Below are 13,802 nucleotides of genomic sequence, written 5' to 3'. Positions count from 1 at the left end.
CGCCGCCCAAAACCGCACCCCTGCAGAACGCGGAAACAACCGGCATAGAGGACTCAACCGTGCGGACCATCTCGGTCATCAACCAAAAAGGCGGATGCGGCAAAACCACCGTCTCCATCAACCTCGCCGCCGTCCTCGCCGCCAAAGGACACCGCACCCTCCTCGTCGATGTCGACCCACAGGCCCACTGCGCACTCGGACTCGCCGTCCCCGAAACCCAGATAGAACGATCCATCTCCGACGTCCTCGCCGCAGGTATGAACGGCTCCATCGGCATCGCCGACGTCGTCTGGCAGGTCGCAAGACACTTCGATCTCGCTCCCTCCACCATGGCCCTCGCCGGCATCGAGCAGAAACTCGCCCAAGCCCCCGACAAAGACCGACGACTCGCCCACATCCTCGCCGCCGTCGATAGCAAATACGACTTCTGCATCATCGACTGCCCACCCTCCATCGGCCTGCTCACCTTCAACGCCCTCCGCGCCTCCCGCGAAGTCATCATCCCCGTCGAAACCGGCTACTTCGCCATGCGAGGCGCCGTCAAACAACAGCAAACCATCGAGATGCTCGCCCGCCGAGTCGGACACGTCGCACGCTTCAAGGTCCTCCCGACCATGTACGACGTCCGAACCAAACTCGCCCGCGAAATCCTCTCCGAACTCAAAAAGTACTTCGGCGAAAAACTACTCCCCGTCGTCGTCAACTTCAACGCCAAACTCAAAGAAGCCGCCTCCTTCGGCCAGCCCATCACCGAATACGACGCCTCCTCCCGAGGCATGTCCGACTTCGACCGCCTCGCCGACTGGCTCCTCGAAAACGCCCCCGCCCGCCAGATCCTCGACACCCCCGCCGAGCAACCCGAACCCACCACCAACCCCGCACTCAGCCGCGCCGCCGAACTCGTCGAACGTGCACGAGCCCTCACCACCCGCGCCGCCGAGCTGGCACCCGGCCTCCAGCAGCCCGAACCAGCCCACGCCCTCCCAGAGAACGCCCCCGAAACCAACGGCAGCGTCCTCGCCCTCGAACAACCACCCGCCCCGGACCCCACCCTCCAGGAAAAACTCGCCAAGATCTACGGCGCCCGCTCCACCAACCAGGGCCTCCTCTTCGTCCAGCCCGCCAACGGAGCCGTCAAACTCGAAATCGCAGGCGACTTCAACAACTGGAACCCCTCGCTCACACCCATGCAGCGAGACGACAACCTGGGCGTCTGGCAGGCCCAGATCCCCGCACAACCCGGATCCTACAAGTATCGACTCGTCGCCGACGGACGCTGGTACAACGACCCCTACAACCCCAAGGTCGAAACGAACCCCTTCGGCGACCTCAACAACGTCGTGGTCAAGGCCTGACGCCACCCACCATGAACGACCACAACACCCACCAGGCGCTCGATGACCTCGCCGACGTGTTCCTCACAGGAACCAACAACGGCCACGCGCCCGCACCCACCCCCGACAACCAACAAAGCACCAACAACGACCACCTCCGTCTCAGCCACACTGAAGAAGACGACCAGCCAACCGAACGCCCCAGCCTCGGACTCGAAGCCGTCATCCTCGGCAACCTCCCCGGCCTCGGCGGCGCATGGCTCACCCAGTACGCCCAGCACACCGCCGATGAACACGGCACCGTCGCCCTCCTCCACGCCGACGACGACGCCCTCGACCTCGAAATCATTGGCGAGCGCCGCGACCAGCAACCCGCCCCGGGACGCATCCCCCCCAACGCCCGCGACCGCGACAACCTGGTCGAAACCATCGACCAGCTCGCCACCAACGCCAACGCCCCCCTCGGCCGCGTCCTCGTCCACATCGAACCCTACCGCAACGGCACCATCCAGCCCGCCGCCCTCTCCAAACTCGCCGGCTTCGACCGCTGGACCATCCTCTGCGGCGCCGACGACGCAGCCATCGTCGCCTGCTACCGCATGCTCAAGCACCTCGTCGAAGCCAACCCGCAAAACGCCCCAAGGCGCATCAGCCTCATGGTCATGGGCAGCTCCGAAATCGACGGCCTCGAAGCCGCCCGGAAAGTCCAGACCGCCGCCCAGAACCACCTCGGCCGACCCATCGACCTCGCCGGCTCACTCGCCCGCATGCGACCCATCAGCACACGCCCAGCCGGCCGCTTCACCCCCGCCGACCGCGCCTGGCTCCACTTCCGCGGATGGATGGACGACCTCGCCCATGGCGAAGCCCCCCTCTTCGTCCCGCCCGCCGAAAACACCCAAAGCCTGCACGATACCGAAGCCCAATCACCGACCGAAGAGCAAGCCATGACCCAGCCCCTGGCCGAACCGCTCCCACCCACCATCGACCCCCTTCCCGACGCAGCCATCCTCAACCCCGCCAAAGAAACCCATCACTCCCGCGTCGGCCTACACGCCCAACCCAACGCGAGCCCGGAAACCGTTCATAGCCAGGAGGCCCCCGAGTCGACCTCGGTCAAAACCACGGAGGCAGATGCCGCCGCCCTCATCAAGGACCACCCCGACCTCGGCCTCCGCGACGCCCTCCAGCTCGACGCCCGCGACCCCCAGAACCCAGACATCACCCTCCTACTCGACGCTAAAGGCCGCCTCCACCTGATCTACCAGCTGCAGAAAGACGCCGAGTCCTCACTCGACCACGCCCTGCTCCAACTGAAACAGACAGCCGCCTGGGCGACCGAACACCTCCAGCTCCTCCAGCTCACCCAGCGGCAGTGCCACTTCGACACCACCGCCGAACCCATCCTCCACCTCGCCACCGAACAACCCCAGGCCGCCCTTAAGCAATCGCGCCGCCTCGACCCCAACCTCCGCATCCACCTCCTCCAGCACGTCCGCATCGCCAACCTCACCGGCTGGAACCTCACCCCCCTCATCTAAAGTCCATCAGCCTGGATCACGGGAAGCTGTGGCCATATTGCGCGCGCACAGATCCCAGAAACCAGGGCCCGAGTGCCATGGCTTTGCTTTCAATGAACGCGAGACCAGCCGTGACAACCACGCGAAGACAAACCAAAGACGAAAGAGCCACGCCGATCACCCCAAAACAAGTCCAAATCCCTCACGCACCCCACCCCCGTACACGAGCCTGAGGCGCAAGCCTCAGGACAATCACCACAGGATCACCTCAACGGCTCGGCCCTACCGCCACCGCTTCGTCGGCGCCAGCTTCCGCTCCCAATCCGTATCCGGGTCCTTCCCGAACGACCGGTCCGCCTGCTGCACGCAGTCCCAGCAGATCACCGCGTCCCCATTCGCCGCCGCAGGCGGGTCCGGATGACGCCACCCCTTCTCTCCCGCCTCAAACTCACGCAGGCACATCGTGCAGGCAAAACCCTCCGACATCTTCGTCGCCCCCGCGATCGCCAACTCCAGCGCGCCAAGCGACAACACCGACCCGCGATGCCCCTCGATCATCGGAATCCGCTCATCCCAGTCCACACCCGTGAAATCACAGGCAATCACAATCATCCCATCTTCCTGACGCTGCATCTGCAGACTCCTTCAAGATCAAAAACAAAACAGCCAAATCCTAAACCCACCCAATTCGCAAAGCCACCAACATTTTCTTGCTTGACCACCACGCCCCTCCCTCCTTACCCTCAACCCATGGTCCTCCGCCACTTCCCCGACGACCGCGCCTTCGAACACTATCTCCGCGAGCACCAACTCCCCTACGTCGCCGTCGACGAAGCCAAACGCGCCCTCCACACCCAGCCCGACACCCCTCACACCCTCGAAGCAGGCCTCAAAAACTTCGACTTCGTCGTCTACCCACCCACCCGCTCCGGTACCCCATCCGCCGGCCTCCTCATCGACGTCAAAGGCCGCGCCTGCCGACGAACCACCTTCGAAACCTGGGTCTCCGAAGACGACATCACCAGCCTCACCCGCTGGCAAGCCCTCTTCGGCCCCGGCTTCCGATCCGCCTTCGTCTTCCTCCACTGGTGGACCGACCCACCCGCCGACGGCCTCTTCCGCGAAATCTTCGAACACCAGGGCCGCTGGTACGCCCCCTCCGTCATCCTCCTCGACGACTACACCACCGCCATGAAACCCCGAAGCCCCCGCTGGCGCACCGTCTCCCTCCCCAAAGCCGCCTTCGACCGCTTCAGCCAACCCCTCGCCCGCATGCTCAACACCGACTAAACCCACCTCATATCAAAACATAACTGGTGAGCCGGGCCGTATCGGCCCGGGTTCCTGTGACGGGTGTCACGGTTTCGGAATCAATCCGCCGAAGGAGGACCGCAGACTGAATAGCCGTGATCTTCCCCTAAACACCACCATCCCCTAACCCCCACCCAATCCCCATATACTGCCCCGCTCGAAACACCCCCACCAACAGGCAGCGCCCCATGGCACCCGAAAACACCCAATCCGAAAAACGCAACTACAAAAAAACCCTCAACCTCCCCCAAACCCCCTTCCCCATGCGCGCCAGCCTCGTCCAGAACGAGCCCCAGTCACTCAAACGCTGGCAGAAGGCCAACATATACCAGACCCTTCGCGAAACCCGAAAAAACGCCAAACCCTTCGTCTTCCACGACGGCCCGCCCTACGCCAACGGCGCCATCCACCTCGGACACCTCATCAACAAGGTCCTCAAAGACTTCGTCGTCCGCTCACGCTCCATGATGGGCTTCGACTGCCCCTACACCCCAGGCTGGGACTGCCACGGACTCCCCATCGAACACAAGGTCATGCAGGACCTAGGCGACAAGGCCCGCGACATGTCACCCCTCGACATCCGCCGCCAGTGCAAAAAGTACGCCGACAAGCACGTCAAAACCCAACGCGAGCAGATGCTCCGACTCTTCACCCTCGCCGACTACGACGACCCCTATCTCACCATGCTCCCCCAGTACGAAGCCGGCGTCCTCCAGGTCTTCGCCGAACTCGTCAGCAAAGGCCTCGTCTACCGACAACTCAAACCCGTCCACTGGTCCGTCTCCAACCAGACCGCCCTCGCCGAAGCCGAACTCGAGTACTACGACCGCGAAGACCACTCCATCTACGTCCTCTTCCAACGCTCCGATCCCGACGCCCGCCCAGGCGAGCATGTCATGATCTGGACCACCACCCCCTGGACACTCCCCGCCAACCTCGCCGTCGCCGCCTCACCCCGAGCCGAGTACGCCCGCTACCCCCTCGACAACCAACGCTCCGTCTGGCTCGCCCGCGAACTCGCCCCCAAAGTCCTCGCCGCCGCCGGCCTCGAACCCGCCGAACCGTTGGAAACCAAAACAGGCGAAGACCTCCGCGGCTTCACCTACACCCACCCCTTCCTCAACGACAACAAACCCCGACCCGTTGTCACCGCCGACTACGTCACCCTCGAAGACGGCACCGGCCTCGTCCACACCGCACCCGGACACGGAGCCGAGGACTATCAGACCGGCCTCCGCGAGAAGCTCGAGGTCTACTGCCCCGTCCTACCCGACGGCACCTTCGACGACACCGCCCCCGACTGGCTCCAGGGCACCCACATCTGGGACGCCAACCAACGCGTCCTCGACAAACTCAAAGCCTCCGGCCACCTCTTCCACCACCACACCTTCATCCATAGCTACCCCCACGACTGGCGCGGCAAACAACCCGTCATCTTCCGCGCGACCGAGCAATGGTTCATCAGCGTCGACAAAGACTTCGACGACGGCTCCGGCCTCCGCGACCGCGCGATGAACGCCACGACCAACGACGTCCGCTTCCTCCCCGCATGGGGACAAAACCGTATGCGCGGCATGCTCGAATCACGGCCCGGCTGGTGCGTCTCCCGCCAACGCGCCTGGGGACTCCCCATCCCCGCCTTCTTCCCGCCCGAAGGCACCCCAGGCGAACCCCTCCTCACCGCCGCCTCCGTCCACGCCGTCGCCGAAACCTTCGGCAAGCACGGCTCCGACAGCTGGTTCAAGGCACCCCCCGCCGACCTCCTCGCCGCCTACGACCCCAACAACGATCCCCACGCCCCCGACTGGGCCAAAGACCCCGCGCTACTCGCAAACGCCGTCCGGGGCGGAGACACCTTCGACGTCTGGTTCGAGTCAGGCTCCTCCTGGCACGCCGTCCTCCGACACGGCTGGAAAAACAAACAAGCCGTCCCCGATGTCGAGCAGGCCGAACTCTACCTCGAAGGCTCCGACCAGCACCGCGGCTGGTTCCAGCACTCCCTCCTACCCGCCATCGCCGTCACCGGCAAAGCCCCCTTCAGAACCGTCCTCACCCACGGCTTCATGGTCGACAAGGACGGCAGGAAGATGTCCAAGTCCCTCGGCAACACCGTCGACGTCGACGACCTGCTCAAGAAACTCGGCGCCGACGTCGCCCGATGGTGGGTCGCATCTCTCAACACCGACAACGACATCAAGATCGACTGGACTTTCTTCGAATCGGCAGGCGACGAGTACCGCAAGCTACGCAACACCCTCCGATTCCTCCTCGGCTCCATCCCCACCGACACCAACACCCCCCACACCTTCACCGAAGAGGACGCCCCCTCCATCGACGCCTGGGTCCTCGCCGAACACCACAAGGTCGTCAGCCAGGCCCTCAAACACTACGAAGACTTCGCCTACCGACCCCTCACCCGCCTGCTCTTCAACCACTGCAACGAAACCCTCTCCGCCATCTACCTCGCCGCCGTCAAGGACCGCCTCTACTGCGACGCCCCCGACACCCCCCGTCGCCAGCGAACCGTCGCCACCCTCCGAACCATCGCCCGCAACCTCATCCGACTCCTCGCGCCCATCCTCCCCCACACCGCCGACGAAGCCCACCTCGCCCTCGAAGGCAAGGACGCACCCTCCATCCACCTCGACCAGTTCCCCGATCCCGACCAGTCACCCGCACCCCCCGCCCACGCTAACTGGCAACACGTCATGGCCCAACGCGAAACCTGGCTCAAAGCCATCGAAACCGCACGCCAGCAGCGCGACCTCGACAACCCCCTCGACCTCGGACTCCGAGTCCCCGACCCCGACAACCAGCTCGCCCCCTTCGACCCCACCGACCTCGCCGACCTCTGCGGGATCAGCCGCTTCGAAACCACCAACGCCGACGACATCGAAGTCATCGACCTCTCCAACGAGCCCCGCTGCGAACGCTCCTGGAAACGAGACACCACCGTCAAACCCCGATCCGATGGCGGGCTCCTCTCCGACCGCGACGCCCAAGCCCTCGGCCTGACCTGATCCACCCCTCCAACCCGCACAAACCCACCGCCCACCTTCACACCTGAGTCCGAAACAGTTATCCCGACCCAGACAGCCGTCGATGCCGTCCACAGATGGATGCGCACACCGCCGAACAGCACCTCCTCGATACCTTCGAGATCAGCGAGGTCCGCCTCAACGAGGCCGACACCGCCGTCGCCTTCCTCGGCCAGACCGAAGGCCGCGGCACATGGTCCCTCAAACACAACCTCAGCATCCTCGCCCGCCACGAAGGCAAGATCGTCGGCGCAGCCCTCTTCTTCGACGCCGCCACGGGCCGCCCCTCACTCGAAGTCGCCGTCAAACTCGAACCCAACGACACCGACGACGAACGCCCCGAACAACTCGCCAACCTCCTCGTCGACAAAGCCCTCCTCAAACTCCACGCCGCCCGCTGCGGCCGCTTCGCCATCCGCGTCGCCGGCAAAACCAACCCCGGCCGCTTCTGGCAACACGCCAGTTGGCTCGGAAAAAACAAACCGCAACCCCGCCAAACACCCGCCGAAGAAATAAGCACCGACGACCCCGCAGAAACCGTCGCCCCAACCGACACCACTGCCGACACCGACAACCCCACCGAAACCAACCCCGTCGACCAACCACAAACCGTCCAGGCCGAGGGCTGACCCCATGTCCACAACCCCCCACGTGCTGATCATCGACGACGACCCCTTCGTCGCCGAAGGCATCGCCACCCTCCTCAAGCCCGAGGGCTACCACACCAGCACCGCCGCCAACGCCGACCAGGCGCTCCAAACCATCGACCAGGCACACACATCCGACCGCACCGCCCCGGTCGGCATCGCCATCGTCGACCTCGGCCTGCCAGGTGTCTCAGGCGAAGAACTCCTCCGGAAAATCCGCGACAACCACCCGTCGATCGTCCCCGTCGTCATCACCGGCTTCGCGCGCATCGAGTCCGCCGTCCAGGCCATGAAACTCGGCGCTACCGACTACCTCACCAAACCCATCGTCGACGAAGAACTCCTCCGCGCCGTCGAACGCGCCGCCCACCACCACGCACTCATCGACGAGAACCAAAGACTCCGCGACCAGCTCACCCAGCGCTTCGGCCAGGGCAACCTCATCGGCTCCGACCCGCGCATGCAGAAGATCTACGACATGATCGGCGCCGTCGCCGACGCCAAAACCACCGCCCTCATCTCAGGCGAGTCCGGTACCGGCAAAACCATGGTCGCCCGCGCTATCCACACCCACTCCCCCCGCGCCGACCACCCCTTCATCACCTTCTCCTGCGGGTCCATCCCCGAAACCCTCCTCGAATCCGAACTCTTCGGACACGTCAAAGGCGCCTTCACCGGTGCCGACGCCGACAAGGCCGGCCGCGTCCTCGCCGCCGATGGCGGGACCCTCTTCATCGACGAAATCAACTCCGCCACACCCGCCCTCCAACTCAAACTCCTCCGCGTCCTCCAGGAACGCGCCTTCGAACCCGTCGGCTCCACAAAAACCCGCGAGGTCGACACCCGCTTCATCCTCGCCACCAACAAACCCCTCCAACCCCTCGTCGAACAGGGTCTCTTCCGCGAAGACCTCTACTACCGCATCAACGTCGTCAACCTCGAAATCCCGCCCCTTCGCGAACGCACCGCCGACATCGACCTCCTCACCAACCACTTCCTCGAAGAACACTGCCAGGAAATGGGCAAACGACGACGCCTAAGCAACGAAACCATCCAGGTCCTCCACGACTACGCCTGGCCCGGCAACGTCCGTGAACTCGAAAACGCCATCGAACGCGCCGTCCTCCTCAGCCGCGAAGCCACCATCCAACCCGACGACCTCCCCGAACACATCGTCGCCGCAGCCGGCGAACCCCGCGCCACACCCACCATCACCACCGGACCCGGCACCAACAACACCCCCGACCCCAACAACATCGACAACTGGATCCCCATGCCCCTCAGCGAAGCTCTCGAAGGCCCCGAACGAAACATCATCCTCGCCGCCATCCGAGCCAACGGCGGCAACAAACAAAGAGCCGCCGACCAACTCGGCATCAACCGAACCACCCTCTACAAAAAAATGCACAAACTCGGCCTACCCGTCTAACCCCAGCCAGTCACAAACCATGTTTTGCCAACTAATATCCAAAGCATGGGACTGGATGCAGTTGAACTAGTTATGAAGGTAGAAGAACACTTTGATGTTTCACTACCCGAGCGCGAGTTGAGCCACGCGCGCACGATCGCAGACCTCGCCATGCTCGTGCATCGCACCTTCATGGATGCATCTGAATCAAAGCCACAAGACGAGCTGCCAGAGATCATCGAAAGCATCCGCCACATCGCCGCAGATCACACCGGTTATCCACTCAACAAGATCAAACCCGATTCGAGCTTCGCTGAAGATCTGAAGATGGACTGATAGCCGGGTGTTGCATGTCTCAGAACGAGCCCTGTAGAAGTCGCAGGTGATAACTACCAAACAAGCAATGGATGTTTGAGCCGCGCTGTGCCACCGCGGTTGTGCTTCCAATCACCAATTCGCAACCCACCCACACAACAAACCCACCACCCCCTTCACGAGCCCAAGGCGCAAGCCTTGGGACAACCACCAGACCACCAATAGTCACGGGTGGCTGTGGGCACGCCGCGTGCCCACAGAACCAAAACGTCACCTACCCAAGACAACATTTTCTGGGTGCCAAGACTTTGCCCGCCGATGGCTAATAAGTCGTGGGAATGACCAATCAACTCCCCCCAAATTAACCCCCTCAACACACGCATAAACTTGACCTCGCCAGCCCATCGGCCATGGTTATAGAACCGGTCCGCCACCCGCTGTCGCCGAGGAGAGATCCCCCATGCCGTTCCGCCTCCGCTCCACCCTGATCGCCGCCGCCGCCGCGCTCGCCACCATGCTTCCCCTCCACGCCGATACCGCGCCCGGCCCCGATGCCAGCGTCGCCCGCATCTGGAACGAACAGCTCCTCGACGCCATCCGTGCCGACACCGCCAGACCCACCGTCCACGCCCGCAACCTCTGGCACCTCTCCCTCGCCATGTACGACACCTGGGCCGCCTTCGACGACACCGCCAACTCCTACCTCCTCGACATCGACGCCCCCGACTTTGCCAACAACGAAGCTGCTAGAAACGAAGCCATCTCCCACGCCGCCTACCAGATCATCCAGCACCGCTTCGTCACCGGCCCAGGCGGCATCGGCCCCGGCCGCGGCTTCACCGACTTCCAGACCAAATCCCAGATGGTCCAGCTCGGCTACGACTTCAATAACACCACCACCACCGGCAACTCACCCGCCGCCATCGGCAACCGCATCGCCCAGGCCGTCATCAACTTCGGCCTCACCGACGGCGCCGAAGAAAACGACAACTACATCGACCCCTCTCCCGACGCCTACACCCCCGTCAACCCGCCGATGCGCTTCGACGACCCCGGCACCCCAATGATCGATCCCAACCGCTGGCAACCCCTCGAGTTCACCGGCCTCCGCATCGACCAGAATGGACAAACCCTCACCGAAGCCGTCCAGGCCTTCCAGACACCCAACTGGGGCAACGTCAAAGGCTTCGCTCTCTCCGATGCCGACCGCAACCCCGTCAACGGCGTCCACCACGACCAGGGAGCCCCCCCCTACCTCAACGGCGCTGGCGACGCCGAGTTCCGCGAGTCCGTGAACGAGGTCCTCCGCTACGCGGCCCTCCTCGATCCCAACCAGTCGCAGCGCATCGATGTCTCTCCCGCCTCCATGGGCAACCGCGTCCTAGGCACCTACGAAGACCGCGGACACGCCATCAACCCCTACACCAACCAGCCCTACGAACCCGAGATGGTCCTCCACGCCGACTGGGGACGCATCGTCGCCGAGTTCTGGGCCGACGGACCCGACTCCGAAGCACCCCCCGGACACTGGAACACCATCGCCAACGACGCCGCCGACCGCATGAACGAACTCGGCATCGAAAAACGCATAGGCGGAACCGGACCCGTCGTCGACGACCTCACCTGGGACATCAAAACCTACTTCGCCCTCAACGCAGCCGTCCACGACGCCGGCATCGCCGCATGGAACCACAAGGGCTATTACGACTACTCACGCCCCGTCTCCATGATCCGCTACATGGGACAACGCGGACAAGCCTCCGACCCCAACCTCTTCGTCGAAGTCGATGGCGACCTCGTCGCCACCTACCACCCCGAAGGCCTCACCCTCGAACCCGGACTCGTCGAAGTCATCACCCCAGAAACCACCGCCCCAGGCGGCCGCCACGAACACCTCGCCGGCCGCGAAGGCGAAATCGCCATCCTCTCCTGGACCGGCCCGCCCGAGCCCCCCTTCGACGACCCCACCGACATAGGCGGCGTCGACTGGATCCTCGCCACCGAATGGCTCCCCTATCAGCGCGACACCTTCGTCACACCCCCCTTCGCCGCCTACGTCTCCGGACACTCCACCTTCTCACGCGCCGCCGCCGAAGTCCTCACCGCCATCACCGGCACCGAATACTTCCCCGGCGGGCTCGGCACCTACGACTTCCCCATCGGCGACTCCCTCTTCTTCGAATACGGACCCTCCGAGTTCATCCAACTCCAATGGGCCACCTACTACGACGCCGCCGACGAAGCCGGACTCTCACGCCTCTACGGCGGCATCCACGTCCGCGCCGACGACCTCCCCGGACGAATCATCGGCGCACAGGTCGGCCAGGACGCCTGGAACCTCGCAGCCCTCTACTTCAATGGCACCCCCATCCCCGAACCCACCTCAGCCCTCCTTCTCTTGACGCTCCCAACCATCCTCCGCCGCCATCATCCAAAAAAGGCTTGACCCGCTAGCCCGTTAAAGGTGATGATCTGGAAATCCGCAGGAGAATCGGAGAGGAGTATCCATGCGCTTTCCCGCACGACTGATGGTCGCTTGCATCGGCCTGGTATCAACGACTTCATCACTCCAGGCACAAATCAACGTCCAGGACTTCCGCATCATCGCCCTCTCAGGCAACGCCCTTGAACCCAGCAAGCCCCAACTCAGATACACGCCCAACTTCCTGACGCCCTCCATCAACGACAACAACCAGGTCCTCTTCCTGGCCGAAGTCGCAGACACCAACAGCACAGACACCGCAATCATCCTCCGAGAAGACAACGACACCACCATCGTTGCGCAAACCAATCAGCCCCTGCCCGACAACCCATCACAAACCTACAACCGGCTCGCCAGACCCGTGCTCGCCAACGATGGCGTCCTCGCCTTCAGCGCAGAGATCAACGACAACTCAAACTTCAGCTTCAGTTCATCGATCCTCTCCAACATCAACGGCGACCTCGAAATGTTTGCAACCACCGACCAGCCCACACCCGATGGCGGGGTCTTCACCTCACTCAATAACCCAACCATCGACCGGCAGTCCGGCCACATCGCCTTCACCGCACGCTTCAAGAACCCCAACCTCAGCACCTTCTTCAATGAAGGCATCTACCAGACCCACGAGCCCTCCGTTTTTGATGACGCCACCCTCATCCTCACCGCGCGAGAAGGATCCCCTGTCTCAGACGGAAACATCATCACATCATTCGAAGAAGACATTCTCATCATCGACAACCAGGTCCAGTTCCGGGCAGGCATCGGCACATCCGTTCGCGGACTACGCAAAGACACGATCCTGCAGGCCACCACAAACAACCCCAGCATCATCAAGCCCAACCCCAGCATCGTCGCCATCGACGGCCCCACGCCCGACGACGACTTCACCTTCACAACCTTCCACCACCACAACAAAGCCTCCTTCGCACCGACCGCCTTCACCGCCAGCCTTGACATCTCAACAGGACAGGGCATCGATGACGCCTCCGACACCGCCCTGTACACCCCAACCACCCTCATCGCACAGGAAGGCGAAAACCTCATCAGCGTACTCGGCGGCGAAACCGGCACATTCCTAGGCGACCTCGGCAACACAAAACCCATCACCAACAACAACGGCAACATCGCCTTCAGAGCCCCCGTCAGCTACCGAACACAAGCCAACGGCGACAGCATCCTCAGTGAGCCCGGCGAAGCCATCATCCTCGCCCAGAATCTTGGCCCCGATGACTACTTCATCACCATCCCACTCTCCACCGAACTCGGACTCAACAACCGTAACGACGCAAACGACTTCCTATTCATCAAAAACTTCAACCAATCCGCACTCAACGACAACGACATCATCGTCGTCCTCGCAACCCTCGGCGACGGCAGCCATACGGCACTCATCGGATACGACATCGAACAAAACGAAACCTTCTCCCTCGCCCAGTCAGGCGTCACCTTCGACATCAACCCCCACCCCGATATCACCGACCTCCGCACCATCGCCACCATCGACTTCGACCCCACCTCAGGACTCAACAACAAGAACATCGTCGCCTACCGACTCAACTTCACCGACGGTGAAGCCGCTATCATCACCAATCAAATCTCCCCCATCCCCGAACCCAGATCCGCCCTCCTCATCACCCTCCTGATCCCAACAGTTTTGCGTCGACGCAGCCACCAACCCACCCCTTAATGCACAGTTAAATTCACATGCGCCCCGCACTACCCTGAGCACACCAAGTCTCAGGAGCCC

At 63.1% G+C, this 13,802-nt stretch carries 10 protein-coding genes; 9 read left to right on the top strand and 1 reads right to left on the bottom strand.

Features of this window, described 5'->3' with window-relative positions; genetic code table 11:
• Positions 1-59: 59 nt before the first annotated feature.
• Both ACQZAB_RS06635 and ACQZAB_RS06630 read left to right on the top strand, forming a co-directional pair.
• A complete protein-coding gene (locus ACQZAB_RS06635; RefSeq protein ID WP_428388210.1) occupies positions 60-1,355 on the top strand; it encodes an AAA family ATPase in 1,296 nt (431 codons plus the stop codon).
• Positions 1,356-1,366: 11 nt separating this feature from the next.
• Positions 1,367-2,875 carry a hypothetical protein gene (locus ACQZAB_RS06630; RefSeq protein ID WP_428388208.1) on the top strand — a complete coding sequence of 503 codons (1,509 nt, stop codon included), beginning with the start codon at positions 1,367-1,369 and terminating at the stop codon, positions 2,873-2,875.
• A 261-nt stretch (positions 2,876-3,136) separates the two neighbouring features.
• On the opposite strand, the gene ACQZAB_RS06625 is transcribed toward ACQZAB_RS06630, so the two are convergent.
• Positions 3,137-3,487, bottom strand: a complete 351-nt coding sequence (locus tag ACQZAB_RS06625; protein ID WP_428388206.1) for a hypothetical protein — start codon at positions 3,485-3,487, stop codon at positions 3,137-3,139.
• Between the two features lie 117 nt (positions 3,488-3,604).
• Between ACQZAB_RS06625 and ACQZAB_RS06620 the strand changes: the two genes are divergently transcribed.
• The 7 genes from ACQZAB_RS06620 (at position 3,605) to ACQZAB_RS06590 (ending at position 13,742) form a co-directional block, all read left to right on the top strand.
• On the top strand, positions 3,605-4,144 hold the full coding sequence (locus ACQZAB_RS06620) for an HYExAFE family protein (RefSeq protein WP_428388204.1): 540 nt from the start codon (positions 3,605-3,607) through the stop codon (positions 4,142-4,144).
• A gap of 209 nt (positions 4,145-4,353) precedes the next feature.
• Positions 4,354-7,185 carry an isoleucine--tRNA ligase gene (ileS, locus tag ACQZAB_RS06615; RefSeq protein ID WP_428388202.1) on the top strand — a complete coding sequence of 944 codons (2,832 nt, stop codon included), beginning with the start codon at positions 4,354-4,356 and terminating at the stop codon, positions 7,183-7,185.
• Positions 7,186-7,280: 95 nt separating this feature from the next.
• Entirely contained in the window at positions 7,281-7,832 is a 552-nt protein-coding gene (locus ACQZAB_RS06610) for a hypothetical protein (RefSeq protein ID WP_428388200.1), read from the top strand.
• A 4-nt stretch (positions 7,833-7,836) separates the two neighbouring features.
• On the top strand, positions 7,837-9,279 hold the full coding sequence (locus tag ACQZAB_RS06605) for a sigma-54-dependent transcriptional regulator (protein WP_428388198.1): 1,443 nt from the start codon (positions 7,837-7,839) through the stop codon (positions 9,277-9,279).
• Positions 9,280-9,324: 45 nt separating this feature from the next.
• Entirely contained in the window at positions 9,325-9,594 is a 270-nt protein-coding gene (locus ACQZAB_RS06600) for a phosphopantetheine-binding protein (protein ID WP_428388196.1), read from the top strand.
• A 439-nt stretch (positions 9,595-10,033) separates the two neighbouring features.
• A complete protein-coding gene (locus tag ACQZAB_RS06595) occupies positions 10,034-12,019 on the top strand; it encodes a vanadium-dependent haloperoxidase (RefSeq protein WP_428388194.1) in 1,986 nt (661 codons plus the stop codon).
• Between the two features lie 61 nt (positions 12,020-12,080).
• Positions 12,081-13,742 carry a DUF7453 family protein gene (locus tag ACQZAB_RS06590; protein ID WP_428388193.1) on the top strand — a complete coding sequence of 554 codons (1,662 nt, stop codon included), beginning with the start codon at positions 12,081-12,083 and terminating at the stop codon, positions 13,740-13,742.
• Positions 13,743-13,802 lie beyond the last annotated feature (60 nt).

Origin of the sequence: Mucisphaera sp. (assembly GCF_965279675.1) — a bacterium.
Classification (GTDB): Bacteria; Planctomycetota; Phycisphaerae; order Phycisphaerales; family Phycisphaeraceae; genus Mucisphaera.
The sequence above is the reverse complement of the archived record's forward strand: the minus strand, read 5'-3'. Positions and strand labels throughout refer to the sequence as shown.